Here is a 16120-nt window from a genome sequence, read left to right as displayed (position 1 = left end):
GGACATCCTTGTGTAATATCTTCCATTATAAAAGCTAAGGGTGGGAATTGCAATAGAAAAGTCCTTGAAACAGGAAAAGCCATCCGCATCAAGCAGATGGCTCATTTCCTATATTTTTGAGGGGGGAGATAGAGAGTGGTTTTTCATCTATCCGAAATTCATTATATCGGCAATTTGTGAGGAAAATGTGTCTCAAATCTAAAAGAAATCGAAAAAATATGAAATGAAAATAAAATCCGACCCTTTATTGCATTTAAAGACCAAGTGTGGTAAAGTAAACCTATCTTGTTTCTGCATTCTGCAGAAAAGAATTTCTACCGCGCCGGTTCGGCGCAAGATAACCCGTTTTTTGAAGGAAACCTGTTAACCTGGGCGTTTTATACGCTTTTTTGAAAATGGATGCATACAATGGCAAGGCAAATTTGCTTCGGAATGCTGTGAATAGGATCTGTTTAAATGAGAAAGGTGTGATTCCCATGTGCTGTCAGTGACTCATTTATATGGTGATGTCGCCAGTAGGCGGCAAGTCCGTTTTGTAAAATAGTAGTTTAATAACAGAGATTAGTGAAAAATAGGGGTAGAAAAGGAGAAGTTATAATGAAAAACAGAATATGGAAAAAGATACTGGCAGTGGGAGTAAGTCTGCTTGCAGAAGCTGGGATGCTGGTTGGATGCACGGCGCAGCCGGCAGTGGCATATGGAGCAGAAATGGAAGGCGGGTTATCTGTTGCCCAAGATGCGGCATGGACAGATTTACAGAAATTTCAGGCGGTGATTTCTGTAAAGGCAGATGGGCTGGCGTCACTTACGCGGGAAAATGAAAACCAGGAATATGAAAGTGACGATGAAAATTTATTCAGCAGTGGAAATCAGGACGGGAGCCTGGAAAATGATCAATATGATTTTTCGGATGAAACAATACCTCATCCAACATCTTACGAACTGGTAGTCTGGCTTTCTGAATATTTTCAGCCAGATGCTTCGTTTATGGCACCTGAAGGCTGCCTGAAAGAGGAGCTTCCTATCGAGACTGCTGACGGAAGATCCAGCAGTATAACCGGATTCCGCTGGAAAATAAATCCGGGAGAACAGGGCAAACAGCTGAAAATTCCGGTTACCTTGCGGGATGAATATCGTTTTCCAGCAGAAAAACATACAGTTCCTACCTGTCAGGATATTTTGCATGCAAATGGTGCTATAAGCGGAGAAGAAAATGGAGGTGGAGTTTACATTGTAAAAAAAGTGGAAAATGAAAAAACCATTTTGTGTAAAGCTTTATCTAAGAATCTGGAGATACCAGCTGCACACATGGATTTTTCAGTGGAAATGGAAGCCAAGGAAAAGGCGCTTTATACTGGAAAACGCATTCATATGGCAGTGAATCTGACAAATAATGGTCAGGTACCTTTTTATAAAATTTCCCTTCAGGCCAAAGTAAAAGAACAGGAACTGGTACCTGTGTGGGAAAAGGAGCCTGGCCTTGAAGTTTTGGAAAGTGGTGCAGTGCTGGAATGCCTTTCCGCAGGGGAAACACGAACCCTGTCTTTTTATATAGATCCGGACATGAATCAGAAAAGTAATCTGGAGCTGGAGCTTTTTGCAAAAACAGAAAATCCGGTTTCGTTGGAGAAAGCAGCAGAAAAACAGTTAACATTACAGCAGGGAAAAGCCTCTTTTACGGTAAAGAAAACAGCTGACTGCGACAACGCCAGCCCTGGGGAGACTGTGACTTATCAGATCAGTATTCACAATACCGGAGAGGTGACTCTGCATTCCGTAGTTACTACGGAACGTTTCGGGCTTGCCGGAGTAACAGCTACTTTTCAGGAACAGAGAGGTATAACCTTGAATAAAAGCAGAACTCAGGCGAAAATCCAGGAAATCGCACCTGGTGGCTGTGTGAATTTAAAGGCAAAAGTTGTACTTCCAAAAGATCTGAAAGACCAGAATCTGATGAATCAGATTATTGTAGTTACTGACGAGACTGGTGAGGAAAGCGCAGTGCGGGATCAGGCAACCATCCGTGTGGAAGATAAGGAGAAGGATGGAAATGGAAGCGGAAACGGAAATGGGGGTGGAAATGGAGATGGAACTGGCATAGGCAGTGGGAATAATGATGGCAGCACAATGGCTGCGTCCACCTCTCCAAAAACAGGGGATACTTCCCACAAAGAGCTGTTTCAGGTACTGATTCTGCTTTCGTTTCTTTTTTCCGCTGTAGCCGCCAGAAGAATGTTTGGAGGCAATGCTCACAGATGACTCGTGAATGGAAACTATAATGTGAGGTGAACGGTTACTGCTTTTTTAACAGGAAAGATTGAAAACAAATTCTGTGTGTGATATTCTATAAAAGAGTATGCGTTGCTGTATGATGTCACCAGATTAGAGCGTGTTTGAAAAATCATTCCCGCAAATTGTGACGCACATCTTGCTGAAAGTCTTTTTCAAATAAGCTCTGGCGTGATTTTAAAGCAACGTCAATATAGGGAGGCATATATTATGAAATTATCATCCTTATTAGAGAAGTTAGAATACACCTGCGTGCAGGGGAGCACAGAGCAGGAAGTCACTGGTGTTGTTTATGATTCCAGAAAGGTAACAGACGGCTCTCTGTTTATCTGTATCAGAGGTGCTGTTGTAGATGGACATAAATTTATCCCGGATGTAACAGCAAAAGGGGCTAAAGTTCTGATAGTAGAAGAGGAGGTTTCTGCACCGTCAGATGTTACGGTTATCCAGGTGACAGACACCAGATATGCTATGGCATTTATTTCAGCGGCCTGGTTTGGACATCCGGCAGAGAAGCTGAAAACAATCGGAATTACCGGAACCAAGGGAAAAACCACTACTACCTATATGGTAAAATCCATTCTGGAAAATGCCGGATACAAGGTTGGTCTGATCGGTACTATTGAGGCAATTATCGGAAATAAGATAATACCTGCTTCTAATACCACACCAGAATCCTATGTAGTTCAGGAGTATTTTCACGAAATGGTGGAAGCTGGCTGTGATTGTGTGGTTATGGAAGTTTCCTCACAGGGGCTGATGCTGCATCGTACTCAGGGATTTGTGTTTGATTTTGGAATTTTCACAAATATTGAACCAGATCATATTGGTCCAAACGAGCACAAGGACTTCGATCATTATCTGTCTTGTAAAGCTATGCTTCTCAAGCAGTGCCGCGTAGGAATTGTAAACCGTGATGATGAGCATTTTGACAGAATTGTAGAGGGACATACCTGTACTCTGGAAACCTATGGCTTTTCAAAAAAAGCAGACCTTCGCGCTGAGGATGCCAGACTGATTGGCGGAAAAGGCTATCTTGGAATTTCCTATCAGCTGAAGGGACTTATGGATTTCCCTGTTGAAATCGACATCCCGGGTAAATTCAGTATTTACAACTCTCTTACCGCTATTGCAATCTGCCGTCATTTTAAGGTTTCCCAGGAAAATATCCTGAAGGCTCTGAAGGTAGCAAAAGTAAAAGGCCGTATTGAGATGGTGAAAGTATCTGATGAATTTACTCTGATGATTGATTATGCACATAATGCAATGGCTTTGGAAAGTCTTCTTACTACATTGCGTGAGTATCATCCACACAGACTGGTCTGCCTGTTTGGCTGTGGCGGAAACCGCTCCAGGCTTCGCCGTTATGAGATGGGAGAGGTTTCCGGTCGTCTGGCAGATCTGACCATCATCACTTCTGATAATCCGCGAGATGAGGAGCCTCAGGCTATTATTGATGACATCAAAGTGGGCATGGCGAAGACAGAAGGTAAATATGTGGAGATTCCAGATCGCAAGGAAGCAATCGCTTATGCCATCCATCACGGAGAACCAGGGGATATTGTGGTGCTGGCTGGTAAAGGTCATGAAGATTACCAGGAAATCAAAGGTAAAAAATATCCTATGGATGAGCGTGTGTTGATCGCAGATATTCTTGCCGGAAGGTAAAACATGACATATGCAGATATTATTGTAGACATTTCCCATGAGAAGCTGGATAAAAGCTTTCAATATCTGGTTCCAGAGAAACTGAAGGACGAGATACAGGTGGGAATGGTGGTTTCCATTCCATTTGGAAGAGGAAATCATGTGCGCAAGGGATATGTAGTGGGGATTTCTGATGAGCCCAAAGTAAAGGGAATCCAGCTTAAGTCTGTTGCCGGTATTGAAAATGATCAGGAAACCACAGAATCCAGGCTGATCGCGCTGGCAGGGTGGATGAAAGAAAATTATGGCTCTACCATGATCCAGGCTCTGAAAACAGTTCTTCCTATTCAGAAAAAGATAAAAGCCCAGGAAAAAAGGTGGATAACCCTTCTGATTTCCAGAGAAGATGGGGAAAAGCTTCTGGAAGAGCTCAGCATGACCAGATTTAAAGCACGTATCCGCCTTCTGGAAGCACTCTTGCAGAATGAAAATGGGAAAATTGAGACTGCCTGGGCTTCAAAGGAGCTTGGCACTACGGCTTCTGTCCTGAGATATTTTGAAGAACAGGGGATTGCTTCTGTGGAGTCAGATGAAGTGTATAGAAATGCAGTTGCAGATGCAGAGAATATTCCGCATGTGGCACCAGCAGTATTAAGTATATCCCAGCAAATGGCTGTGAATCAGATCTTATCAGAATGGGAACACCCGGATCCGAGACCGGTTCTTCTTCACGGAGTTACCGGCAGTGGAAAAACGGAAGTATATATGGAGCTGATCGATAAGGTGATAAAGGAAGGCGGTCAGGCAATCGTGCTGATTCCGGAAATTGCGCTGACTTATCAGACTGTACGGCGATTTTATGGTCGTTTTGGTGATAAGGTGTCGGTAATTAACTCCAGACTTTCCCTGGGAGAGCGTTATGACCAGTTTAAAAGAGCCAAACAGGGAGAACTGCAGGTTATGGTGGGACCCCGTTCAGCACTTTTTACTCCTTTTGGAAAGCTGAGGCTGATCATTATTGATGAGGAGCATGAATCTTCTTATAAAAGTGAAAACAGTCCAAGGTATCACGCCCGGGAAACGGCTATCCACAGAGCAAAGCTGGAAGGCGCAAGAGTAATTCTTGGTTCTGCAACTCCATCTATGGAAGCGTATTACAGGGCGAAAGAAGGAGAATATGTCCTTGTAAAGCTGGAAGCCAGATTTGAAGAAAGACCTCTTCCCAGGGTATCAATTATTGACATGAGGGAACAACTAAAAAAAGGAAACCGCCTTGCCCTCAGTCTGGAACTGAGAGAAGACCTGAGCCAGTGCCTGAAAAAAGGGGAGCAGGCCATGTTGTTTCTCAACCGCCGTGGCTATGCAGGGTTTGTTTCATGCCGTTCCTGCGGTCATGTAATGAAATGTCCTCACTGTGACGTTTCCTTAAGTGAGCATAATGGCAGAAAGCTGATCTGTCATTATTGTGGTTATGAAACTGTGAAACCGGACAAATGTCCAGTCTGTTCTTCCCCATATATAGGCGGTTTTAAAGCGGGAACCCAGCAGATCCAGCAGGTGGTAGAAAAAGAATTTCCAGAGGCAAGAGTTCTTCGAATGGATTACGACACTACAAGAGCTAAGGGAAGCTATGAAAAAATTCTGTCTGCTTTTTCCAGGCATGAGGCCGATATTTTGATTGGAACCCAGATGATCGTTAAGGGACATGATTTCCCGGATGTTACGCTTGTGGGGATCCTTGCTGCAGACTTATCCCTAAATGCTGATGATTATCGCAGTGGTGAGCGCACTTTTCAGCTTCTTACTCAAGCGGTGGGACGAGCAGGAAGAGGAAGAAAAGAAGGTCATGCCCTGATCCAGACTTATAGTCCGGATCATTACAGCATCCAGACAGCTGCAAAGCAGGATTACGAAGAATTTTACCAGGAAGAGATGGGATACCGTCTTCTTATGGATTATCCTCCGGCTGCCCATATGATGGCAGTGCTTGGTTCTTCAGAGGATGAGAAGCTTCTTGAGACAGCCATGCACTATCTTGGTCTGTTTACAGGAAAAATATATGCGGGAAAAGATCTTCATGTGATCGGTCCCGCCCCTGCGTCTGTAGGGAAAGTAAAGGATGTATACAGAAGAGTACTTTATCTGAAACATGAGAATTATGATCTGCTTGTCCGGATAAAGGACAGGCTGGAGGAATATATAGAAATCAATTCCGGCTTCAGAAAAGTTAACATACAATTTGATTTTTCATAAGGCGAAATACCGGAAATAAAGGGCTGCGTTAAGGTGCAGGGCTTTGGAACGACGGGTATTTCCAAATTCAAAGATAAAGGAGATAACACAGAGATGGCACTTAGAACAATCAGAACAGAGGGAGATTCCGTTTTAGAAAAAATCTGCAGACCAGTAGAGAAAATCGACAAACGTACAAAGGATCTGGTAGGAGACATGCTGGAAACCATGTATGACGCATGCGGTGTTGGCCTTGCAGCTCCCCAGGTGGGTATATTAAAGAGAATCGTAGTGATCGATATTGGAGATGGTCCAATTATTCTTATCAATCCGGAAATTCTTATGACATCCGGTGAGCAGACAGGCGAGGAGGGATGTTTAAGTGTTCCGGGAATGTCCGGTCAGGTTACCCGCCCAAATTATGTGAAGGTAAAAGCTCTTGATATGGATATGAATGAGCAGATATATGAAGGAGAAGGACTCCTTGCCCGTGCATTTTGTCATGAGCTGGATCATCTTGACGGAAAAATGTACACACGTCTGGTTGAAGGTGAATTACATCATGTAAGTTATGACAATGAGGAGGAAGAGGAATAAATGAAAATTGTTTATATGGGAACGCCGGATTTTGCAGTTAATCCCCTTCATGCACTGGCTGAAGCTGGCTATGAGGTGGCAGGTGTTATAACCCAGCCGGATAAGCCGAAGGGAAGGGGAAAGACTATGCTTCCCACTCCTGTAAAGGAAGAGGCAATGAAACATGGGTTCCCGGTTTACCAGCCTGTGAAGGTACGCGATCCGGAATTTTTACAGGTTCTGGAGAAAATGGAACCCGATATTATTGTGGTAGCTGCCTTTGGACAGATCATTCCCAAAAGCATTCTGGAGCTTCCGAAATACGGATGTATTAACATCCATGCATCCCTGCTTCCAAAATACCGCGGTGCAGCTCCTATTCAGCAGGCAGTTATTGATGGGGAAAAGGAGTCAGGTGTTACGATCATGAGAATGGGCACAGGTCTTGATACAGGAGATATGATTTCAAAAATCGTAGTGCCGATTGCAAAAGATGAGACGGGCGGAACTCTGTTTGATAAGCTTGCAGAAGCAGGAGCGAAGCTTCTTGTTGAGACATTGCCTCACATTTTTGATGGCACAGCTGTTTACGAGAAACAGCCGGAGGAAAGCCCTACTCCATATGCCGGTATGATCACCAAACAGATGGGATTGATCAATTTCGGGAAATCAGCCGAGGAACTGGAAAGACTGGTGCGAGGTTTAAATCCGTGGCCAAGCGCATTTACCTTCTGGAATGGAAAAACTTTGAAGGTATGGGAAAGCTTTGTAGTAAAAAGTGAAGAAACTGGCGCAGAAAAGCCAGAACCTGGAACAGTAGTAAAAACAGACAAAAAAGGAATTTACGTGGCTTGCGGTGAGGATGTTCTGGTACTTTCACAGGTACAGTTAGAAGGAAAAAAGAGAATGGATGCGGATGCATTCCTTCGAGGATGTCATATAGAAACCGGAAGCAGATTCACAGATAAAAAGGAGTGATCTTATGTACGGATATGGATATCCTTATGGATTTTATGTTGATCCTACTTATGTATTGCTGATCATTGGAATGGTGCTGGCACTGGCTGCATCTGGAAAGATGAAAAGCACTTTTGCACGTTATCAGCAGGTGCGCAGCCATTCAGGTCTTACAGGAGCTCAGACTGCCCAGAGGATTCTAAATGCAGCCGGAATTTACGACGTAACGATTGTTCCAATTTCCGGAAGCCTTACAGATCATTATGATCCGAGAACAAAGAGGCTGGCACTTTCACAGGACGTATATGGAAGAACTTCTGTGGCAGCTGTGTGTGTTGCTGCCCATGAGTGTGGTCATGCCATTCAGCACAATATAAATTATGCACCGCTGAATATCCGTTCAGCTATTGTTCCGGTGGCAAATATCGGATCTTCCCTTTCCTGGCCGATTTTTCTTCTGGGACTGATCCTTTCCATACCGGCACTTACAACTGTAGGAATTGTGCTGTTTTCACTGGCGGTACTGTTTCAGCTTGTAACACTTCCGGTAGAATTCAATGCTTCCTCAAGAGCTTTAAAAATGCTGGAAAGCACAGGAATTTTAAGCCGCGAGGAAAACAAAGGTGCGAAGAAGGTTCTTACAGCGGCAGCCCTTACTTATGTAGCAGCTCTTGCTTCTTCCATTTTACAGCTTCTGAGACTGATCATACTTTCCGGAGGTAGAAGACGGGATGATTAACGGAATCAATTCCAGGGAGATGATCCTGGAAATTTTACTTGAAATCGAAGAGGGCGAGCACAGTCACGTGGCAATTCGGAATGCCCTTTCCAAATATCAGTTCCTTCCCAAACAGGACCGGGCATTTATCACCCGTGTCTGTGAAGGAACGCTGGAATACCGGATCCAGATTGATTACATTATCAATTCTTTTTCCAAGGTGACAGTTGATAAGATGAAGCCTGCAATCCGGGAAATTTTAAGAAGTGCAGTATATCAGCTGAAATACATGGATAGTGTGCCAGACAGCGCAGTGTGCAATGAGGCTGTGAAGCTGGCGCAAAGAAAAGGTTTTTATAATCTGAAGCCTTTTGTAAATGGTGTTCTTCGTACCATAGCCCGGGAAATGGATCAGGTCCGGTTCCCTCAAAAAGAAGATGATCTGTTGAAATATCTTTCTGTAAAGTATTCCATGCCAGAGGTGCTGGTAACCAGGTGGCTGGAAGCCTATGGAGAAGAAACAACAGAGAAGATACTGGCGGATTTTCTTACGGAACATCCTCTTACCATCAGATGCCGAACTTATCTGAATTCCAAGGAAGAGATTGTAAAAAGCCTGGAAAGTCAGGGCGTTCATGTAGCGCCTGCTCCATATCTGCCTTATGCATACAGCATTTCTGATTTTAACCACATTCTTGCACTGGATGCTTTTATCAAGGGTAAAATCGTCGTGCAGGATGTTAGTTCCATGCTGGTTGCGGAGGTTGCAGATCCGAAGAAGGGCGATTATGTTATTGACGTGTGTGCTGCGCCAGGTGGAAAGAGTCTTCATATGGGAGATAAGATGGAGGGATATGGAACGGTAGATGCAAGAGATGTAAGCCAGTATAAAGTCAATCTGATCGAGGAAAATATCCAACGTACCAATTCTATTAATGTACAGGCAAGAGTGCAGGATGCTACTATTTTTGATCAGGATTCAGAACTGCTTGCAGATGTTGTAATTGCAGATGTACCTTGTTCCGGGTATGGAGTGATCGGCAAGAAGCCGGAGATCAAATACCGTGTTACGCCACAGAAACAGGATGAAATAGTGATTCTGCAGAGAACCATTCTGGATCGCGCAGCAAACTATGTGAAGCCAAGAGGAGAGCTGATCTTCAGTACCTGTACCATTGCAAAAGAAGAAAATGAAGAGAACATGATGTGGTTTTTGAATAATTATCCGTTTAAGCTGGAGAGCCTGGATCCTTATCTTCCAGAGGAGCTGCACTCAGAGACAACTGCACTTGGATATCTGCAGCTGCTCCCGGGAGTACATAAGACAGACGGTTTCTTTATTGCGAAATTCAGAAGAAAATAGGAATATAAATATGACAGACATTAAGTCGATGACGAAAGACGAACTGAAAAATCTGATGACCGAACTGGGAGAGAAACCCTTTCGGGCAAAGCAGATCTACAGCTGGTTACATGAACATCTGGTAACCTCTTATGATGAGATGGGAAACATACCAGGAAAACTAAAAGAAAAACTGAAAGACTATCCCATAGCGGCATTGGAAATGGTGGATGAACAGGTTTCTGCCATTGACGGCACAAGAAAATATCTGTTCCGCCTTTCTGATGGAAATGTGATCGAGAGTGTTCTTATGCGTTATAAGCATGGAAATTCCGTATGTATTTCGTCACAGGTAGGCTGTAAAATGGGGTGCCGTTTTTGTGCTTCCACTATTGGAGGCTGGACAAGAAACCTTCTTCCTTCGGAAATGCTGGATCAGATTTACAGGATCCAGAGCATAACGGGAGAGCGGGTATCTAATGTAGTAGTAATGGGAACTGGCGAACCTATGGATAATTATGATAATATTGTACGCTTTGTACATCTGCTTTCCGATGAAAATGGTCTTAACATCAGCCAGAGGAATATCACCGTATCGACCTGCGGAATTGTTCCAAAAATTTATGAGCTTGCAAAGGAAAAACTGCAGATTACCCTTGCCTTGTCTCTGCATGCACCAAATGATGAAAAAAGACAGGAGCTTATGCCTATTGCACAGCGGTACAGTATGGACGAAGTCCTGGATGCATGCCGCAATTATTTTCAGGAGACTGGAAGGAGAATTACTTTTGAATACAGTCTTGTGGCTGGTGTTAATGACAGTGACGAAGATGCAAGAGAGTTGAGCAGCAGAATCCATGATATTAATTGTCATGTAAATCTAATCCCGGTAAACCCTATTAAGGAGCGTTCTTACAGGCGTTCTACGCATCAGGCTGTAGAGAATTTTAAAATAAAACTTGAAAAATGCGGAATTAATGTTACTATTAGAAGGGAAATGGGCAGTGACATAGACGGTGCCTGTGGACAATTACGAAAAAGTTATATGGAAAAAAGTTACGATCCGCAGTAACGAAAAACTGATGTTGCTATGTTGAACAACAGTACGAAAAGGACAGAAAGCGAGAAGTGACATGAGGGTATATTCAGCTACGAATATAGGAATGAAGCGGAAGATGAACCAGGATTATGTGTTCGCTTCCCAGGACACAGTTGGAAATCTCCCGAACCTCTTTGCTGTTGCTGATGGAATGGGAGGGCACAATGCAGGTGATTATGCTTCCTCTCACGCGGTCAGGATACTGGTAGATGAAATCAGGGAGGATACGGATTATAATCCTGTAAAGGTAATCCGCCATGCCATTGAGACTGCGAACACAGAAATTATAGAACAGGCGCAGAAGGATGAGAAGCTTCGTGGAATGGGAACTACCATGGTAGTAGCCACCATTGTAGGTCAGTATGCTTATGTTGCCAATGTGGGAGACAGCAGACTATATGTGGTGGATAAACAGCTGAGGCAGATTACCAGGGATCATTCACTGGTTCAGGAAATGGTAAGAATGGGTGAAATCACTGCTGAGGAGGCAAGAAATCATCCGGATAAAAACATTATCACCAGAGCTCTGGGAGCAGAAAAAACTGTAGACGTGGATTTCTTTGATATGCGTCTGGAACCGGGAAGTACGATCCTGATGTGTTCCGATGGTCTCAGCAATATGGTGGAAGACAAAAAAATGGAAGAAATCATATTGAATTCTGATGAGGATATCACCTGGAAGGGAAATACTCTTATCCAGGAAGCCAACAACAACGGCGGCAAGGATAACATTGCAATCATATTGATAGAACCATTCACGAATGAGGTGGAAACATGTTAAAGACAGGTATGATTATAGCAGAACGCTATGAAATTGTAAGTAAAATCGGTACCGGCGGGATGGCGGACGTATATAAGGCAATGGACCATAAACTGAACCGTTTTGTGGCAGTTAAGGTTCTGAAGCCGGAATTCAGGGAAGATGCAACTTTTGTAAAGAAATTCAGAAGTGAAGCGCAGGCAGCAGCAGGTCTTACCCATCCAAACATAGTAAATGTATTTGATGTAGGCGATGATGAGGGTGTTTATTATATCGTAATGGAGCTGATCGAGGGAATCACTCTTAAGGAGTATATTTCCAAGAAAGGCAAGCTTTCGGTAAAGGAAGCTACCAGTATTGCCATTCAGGTATCTATGGGACTTGAGGCAGCACACAGCCACGGCATTGTACATCGTGATGTGAAGCCTCAGAATATTATTATTTCCACAGACGGCAAAGTAAAGGTAACAGACTTTGGAATTGCAAGAGCTGCTTCTTCCAATACCATCAGCTCTAATGTTATGGGGTCTGTACATTACAGCTCACCAGAGCAGGTACGAGGCGGCTACAGCGATGAGAAGAGTGATATCTACTCACTTGGTATCACTTTATATGAGATGGTAACAGGACGTGTTCCTTTTGACGGAGATACTACAGTTGCCATTGCAATCAAACATCTTCAGGAAGAGATGGTACCGCCAAGTGTTTATTCCCCAGATCTGCCGTACAGTCTGGAACAGATTATTATGAAATGTACCCAGAAGAGTGTGGATCGCAGATATAATAAGATGGAGGACGTGATCGAAGATCTGAAGCATTCTCTTATTGACCCGCAGGGAGATTTTGTGAAGCTTACATCTGTAGACACAGACGCTAAGACGGTTGTAATTTCTGATGAAGAGCTTGGAGAGATCAAGCACACTCCGAAGCAGACTCTTAAACCGGATATAGAAACTCTGGAAAAAGAACTGAATGAGACAAACTACGATGATGACGATTTCGGGTATGACGATAAGGAAGAGAGCTCGAAAGGCTCCAGAAAGAACCGGGATCGTGAACGAAGCAGAGAGCGGGAAGAGAGAGAAAGACGTATCAAAAAGCAGAAAAGAGGCGTCAGTGTAGCTGGAAGTATTATTGCTTTGATCATAGGTGCCGCAGTTCTGATCGCGGTAATTCTTGTTGTGGGAAAGGCAGCAGGTCTGATCGGAGACAGCAAGGATTCTTCTTTGGATCAGCAGAATCAGCAGGCACAGGTTACCCAGGCTGCTGACGAAGATGATGGTATGGTACCAGTACCTGATCTTATCGGTAAGACAGAGGCTGAGGCACAGGAACTTTGCGCTTCTGTAAATATCGGAATGACCTACAAAGGTGAAGAGGCTTCCACACAGGAAAAAGGCAAGATTTCTTCACAGGATCCTGTACAGGGAACAAAGGTAGCTAAAAATTCAACTGTTAACTATTATTTAAGTAAAGGTTCTGAGTCCGTTACCCTTACAGATATGTTCGGTCAGAATGGCGCTTTGGCGCAGGAAACTCTGGAAAGCCAGGGCTTAACGGTTCAGATCAATAAGATTTACCCGGATGAAAGTCAGTCTTCTATGGTAGACATTGGATGTGTCCTTGATACTGAGCCTGCAGCAGGAACTACTGTCAAGGCAGGCGATACAGTTACTCTTACCATCAGCCGTGGTATTAATTATGGTGACAGTGTACAGGTGCCAGATGTAACCGGAATGGAGAAGAATGATGCAATTGCCAAGCTTGGCAAATTCATTAATATTAATGTGGAAATGCAGATGAGCACAGACGTTGCAGAGGGAACTGTTATCTCTCAGGATCCTATAGGATATACAGATGACAACCCGGTATATGCAGATCCGGATAACGATACGATCACTCTTATTGTAAGCAGTGGAAGTCAGGATACTTCTTCACAGAATACTGAGGATCAGAGTTCCTCTGATACTACTGCAGCAGTAGCAAATGGCGAAGTATGGAAATGTACACAGAAACTGAAGACGCCTATCGGATATAATGGAGGTCTGATCAGACTGGAGCTTGTTCAGAATGTAGGCGGCGCTCCAAAAGCAAGCTCTGTGGTAGAAGGACAGCAGCTTACTTTCCCATATCAGCTGGATATTACAGGTGCACCAGGAGTTGCTGAGGGTACTTTATATCTGTCTGAGCAGCAATCTGATGGAAGCTATCAGGAACTTGGCCATTATCCTCTTACTTTTGAGAAGGTTGAGTAATCCATGCAGGGAAAGATCATTAAAGGAATTGCAGGTTTCTATTATATCTATGCGGAAGACGGCAATATTTACGAATGTAAGGCAAAAGGAATTTTTCGAAAGGATAATTTCAAGCCTCTGGTAGGTGATAATGTGGAGATTACCGTTTTGAATGAGGAGGAGAAGGAAGGCAGTGTAACTTCCATTCTTCCCCGCCGCAATTCACTTATCCGTCCTGCTGTAGCCAATGTAGATCAGGCGTTTTTGATTTTTGCCATGGAGAATCCAAAGCCTAATTTCCTTCTTCTGGACCGCTTTCTGATCATGATGGAGCAGCAGAAAATTCCCGTGGTTATCTGCTTCAATAAGAAAGATGTGGGAGAGAAGAAAGAAATGGAAAAGCTTTACGAAATATACACTGGATGTGGATATTGTGTAGTGCTTTCCAGTACCTATGAGGGAGAGGGAATGGACGAGATCCGCGAGATACTGAAGGGAAAAACAACAGTAGTTGCAGGACCTTCCGGTGTGGGGAAATCTTCCATTACCAACTGTATGCAGGGTGAAGTGCAGATGGAGACTGGCGAGATCAGCAAAAAACTGAAGCGCGGCAAGCATACCACCAGACATTCCCAGGTAATCCCGGTGGAGAAGAATACTTTCCTGGTGGATACTCCGGGATTTTCTTCTTTGTATCTTACCGATATGAAGGAAGAGGAGCTTCGGGATTACTTCCCGGAATTTGTAATGTATGAGCCGCAATGCCGGTTTCAGGGGTGTATGCACATTCATGAACCGGGCTGTGCAGTGAAGAAAGCTCTGTCTGAAGGTAAAATTAGTCAGCAGCGGTATGACAACTATCTGGCTTTATATGAGGAATTAAAAGAGAAAAGGAGATACTAAAACTATGTATCAGCTATGCCCTTCCATTTTATCAGCGGATTTTAACCGTCTGGGCGAACAGATTAAAATTCTTGAAAACGAAGGAGTTGAATGGCTCCATATTGATGTTATGGATGGAGATTTTGTACCGAGCATTTCCTTTGGCATGCCGGTGATCAAATCCATCCGTAAAGAATCCAAGATGTTTTTTGATGTTCATCTTATGGTGACAGAGCCGGAAAGATACATTCAGGATTTTGTAAATTGTGGTGCGGATTCCATCACCGTTCATGCTGAGGCATGTGAGGATCTGGAACGTACTATAGAGCGTATCAAGGATGCAGGAGTGAAAGTTGGTGTTTCCATCAAGCCTGCAACTCCGGTAAATGATATCAGCCATATGCTTGAGGATGTGGATATGGTTTTGGTAATGACTGTTCAGCCTGGCTTTGGCGGACAGAAATATATGGACGAGTGTACAGAGAAGATTCAGGAACTGAGAGAACTGATCGACAAAGAGAATCTGAATGTGGATATTGAGGTTGACGGTGGAATCAATGAAGGTACCATAGAGACTGTTATGAAAGCTGGTGCCAATATCTTTGTTGCCGGATCCTGGGTATTCGGCGGTAATATTGCCCAGAATGTCCGCCATATTCAGAAACAGATCGAAGAGATTGGTGACAGGATTGAGTGAGAGATAGAATGATAGATACAGTAATCGTAAGCGGGGGCATGATCCAGAAAGATTTTGCCCTCGATTTTATAAGAAAAATAGAAGAAGAGCGAAAAGGAAAGAAGCTGCTTTTGCTGGCGGCTGACAGAGGACTGGATTTCTTTCTGGAAACAGGTCTTGTCCCGGATATTGTGGACGGTGATTTTGACAGTTTATCAGGTGCTGGAAAGGCATATCTGGAGAGTCTTGACCATACAGAAATTGTCAGACTGAATCCTGAAAAGGATGATACAGATACCCAGTCTACTTTAAATCTGGCAATAAGAAGAGGGGCAAAGAATATTCTTATTCTTGGCGCAACTGGTGGAAGACTGGATCATTTTATTGGAAACATGGGACTTTTGGGATATGGCAGACAAAAGGGTGTCAATGTGATCCTGGCAGATGCTCAGAATTACATCTGTCTTGTGGAAAATGGCTATATTATTCGAAAAGACAGTCAGTTCGGAAAATATATTTCTTTTTTCGCAGCCGGTGAAACGGTTGAAGGTCTTACTTTGAAGGGGTTTAAATACCCATTGGATCATTACCGCCTTACTACAGATAACTGCGGCCGCACCGTTAGCAACGAGATCCAGGAAGAAAAGGCCAAGGTACTCTACGAAAAAGGCAGTCTTCTTATGATCATGTCCAGAGATTTGAAATAAA

At 43.7% G+C, this 16120-nt stretch carries 13 protein-coding genes; all 13 read left to right on the top strand.

Translation table 11 applies throughout. The annotated features are described in order from the left end of the window. The first annotated feature begins 597 nt into the window (after positions 1-597). Positions 598-2259 carry a DUF11 domain-containing protein gene (locus ACESTK_RS15120; protein WP_187565064.1) on the top strand — a complete coding sequence of 554 codons (1662 nt, stop codon included), beginning with the start codon at positions 598-600 and terminating at the stop codon, positions 2257-2259. Between the two features lie 240 nt (positions 2260-2499). Continuing rightward, entirely contained in the window at positions 2500-3957 is a 1458-nt protein-coding gene (locus ACESTK_RS15115; RefSeq protein WP_215660549.1) for a UDP-N-acetylmuramoyl-L-alanyl-D-glutamate--2,6-diaminopimelate ligase, read from the top strand. 3 nt (positions 3958-3960) lie between these two features. Further along, positions 3961-6189 (top strand): primosomal protein N', encoded by a 2229-nt coding sequence (priA, locus tag ACESTK_RS15110; protein WP_313719076.1) that lies wholly within the window; start codon positions 3961-3963, stop codon positions 6187-6189. A 93-nt stretch (positions 6190-6282) separates the two neighbouring features. Continuing rightward, positions 6283-6765: a peptide deformylase gene (gene def / locus ACESTK_RS15105; protein ID WP_118578240.1), complete on the top strand. Its 483-nt coding sequence runs from the start codon at positions 6283-6285 to the stop codon at positions 6763-6765. After that, positions 6766-7722 (top strand): methionyl-tRNA formyltransferase, encoded by a 957-nt coding sequence (gene fmt, locus ACESTK_RS15100; protein WP_237963140.1) that lies wholly within the window; start codon positions 6766-6768, stop codon positions 7720-7722. Between the two features lie 4 nt (positions 7723-7726). After that, on the top strand, positions 7727-8440 hold the full coding sequence (locus tag ACESTK_RS15095) for a zinc metallopeptidase (RefSeq protein WP_173718149.1): 714 nt from the start codon (positions 7727-7729) through the stop codon (positions 8438-8440). After that, a complete protein-coding gene (rsmB, locus tag ACESTK_RS15090) occupies positions 8433-9782 on the top strand; it encodes a 16S rRNA (cytosine(967)-C(5))-methyltransferase RsmB (protein ID WP_118578189.1) in 1350 nt (449 codons plus the stop codon). Before ACESTK_RS15095 ends, rsmB begins: the two co-directional genes overlap by 8 nt. A gap of 10 nt (positions 9783-9792) precedes the next feature. Then, the gene (gene rlmN / locus ACESTK_RS15085) at positions 9793-10833 is read left to right on the top strand and encodes a 23S rRNA (adenine(2503)-C(2))-methyltransferase RlmN (RefSeq protein WP_187565060.1); all 1041 of its coding nucleotides are present in this window, start codon (positions 9793-9795) and stop codon (positions 10831-10833) included. A 61-nt stretch (positions 10834-10894) separates the two neighbouring features. Further along, complete coding sequence (locus ACESTK_RS15080) at positions 10895-11641, top strand: Stp1/IreP family PP2C-type Ser/Thr phosphatase (RefSeq protein WP_118578191.1); 747 nt, start codon at positions 10895-10897, stop codon at positions 11639-11641. Further along, positions 11635-13875 (top strand): Stk1 family PASTA domain-containing Ser/Thr kinase, encoded by a 2241-nt coding sequence (gene pknB, locus ACESTK_RS15075; RefSeq protein ID WP_373120156.1) that lies wholly within the window; start codon positions 11635-11637, stop codon positions 13873-13875. Before ACESTK_RS15080 ends, pknB begins: the two co-directional genes overlap by 7 nt. A gap of 3 nt (positions 13876-13878) precedes the next feature. Further along, positions 13879-14757: a ribosome small subunit-dependent GTPase A gene (gene rsgA, locus ACESTK_RS15070; protein WP_173716055.1), complete on the top strand. Its 879-nt coding sequence runs from the start codon at positions 13879-13881 to the stop codon at positions 14755-14757. A gap of 4 nt (positions 14758-14761) precedes the next feature. Further along, positions 14762-15433: a ribulose-phosphate 3-epimerase gene (rpe, locus tag ACESTK_RS15065; RefSeq protein ID WP_373120154.1), complete on the top strand. Its 672-nt coding sequence runs from the start codon at positions 14762-14764 to the stop codon at positions 15431-15433. An 8-nt stretch (positions 15434-15441) separates the two neighbouring features. Further along, positions 15442-16119 carry a thiamine diphosphokinase gene (locus tag ACESTK_RS15060; protein WP_148461132.1) on the top strand — a complete coding sequence of 226 codons (678 nt, stop codon included), beginning with the start codon at positions 15442-15444 and terminating at the stop codon, positions 16117-16119. Position 16120 lies beyond the last annotated feature (1 nt).

It is taken from the genome of Ruminococcus sp. Marseille-P328, from assembly GCF_964249465.1.
Taxonomy (GTDB): domain Bacteria; phylum Bacillota; class Clostridia; order Lachnospirales; family Lachnospiraceae; genus Blautia_A; species Blautia_A faecis.
The sequence above is the reverse complement of the archived record's forward strand: the minus strand, read 5'-3'. Positions and strand labels throughout refer to the sequence as shown.

Bases quoted from the DNA above. Each gene is read 5' to 3' on its own strand.
- rlmN (WP_187565060.1), top strand. From the start codon at position 9,793: ATGACAGACATTAAGTCGATGACGAAAGACGAACTGAAAAATCTGATG.
- ACESTK_RS15115 (WP_215660549.1), top strand. From the start codon at position 2,500: ATGAAATTATCATCCTTATTAGAGAAGTTAGAATACACCTGCGTGCAG.
- priA (WP_313719076.1), top strand. From the start codon at position 3,961: ATGACATATGCAGATATTATTGTAGACATTTCCCATGAGAAGCTGGAT.
- ACESTK_RS15060 (WP_148461132.1), top strand. From the start codon at position 15,442: ATGATAGATACAGTAATCGTAAGCGGGGGCATGATCCAGAAAGATTTT.
- rsmB (WP_118578189.1), top strand. From the start codon at position 8,433: ATGATTAACGGAATCAATTCCAGGGAGATGATCCTGGAAATTTTACTT.
- pknB (WP_373120156.1), top strand. From the start codon at position 11,635: ATGTTAAAGACAGGTATGATTATAGCAGAACGCTATGAAATTGTAAGT.
- rpe (WP_373120154.1), top strand. From the start codon at position 14,762: ATGTATCAGCTATGCCCTTCCATTTTATCAGCGGATTTTAACCGTCTG.
- ACESTK_RS15120 (WP_187565064.1), top strand. From the start codon at position 598: ATGAAAAACAGAATATGGAAAAAGATACTGGCAGTGGGAGTAAGTCTG.
- rsgA (WP_173716055.1), top strand. From the start codon at position 13,879: ATGCAGGGAAAGATCATTAAAGGAATTGCAGGTTTCTATTATATCTAT.
- ACESTK_RS15095 (WP_173718149.1), top strand. From the start codon at position 7,727: ATGTACGGATATGGATATCCTTATGGATTTTATGTTGATCCTACTTAT.
- def (WP_118578240.1), top strand. From the start codon at position 6,283: ATGGCACTTAGAACAATCAGAACAGAGGGAGATTCCGTTTTAGAAAAA.
- ACESTK_RS15080 (WP_118578191.1), top strand. From the start codon at position 10,895: ATGAGGGTATATTCAGCTACGAATATAGGAATGAAGCGGAAGATGAAC.
- fmt (WP_237963140.1), top strand. From the start codon at position 6,766: ATGAAAATTGTTTATATGGGAACGCCGGATTTTGCAGTTAATCCCCTT.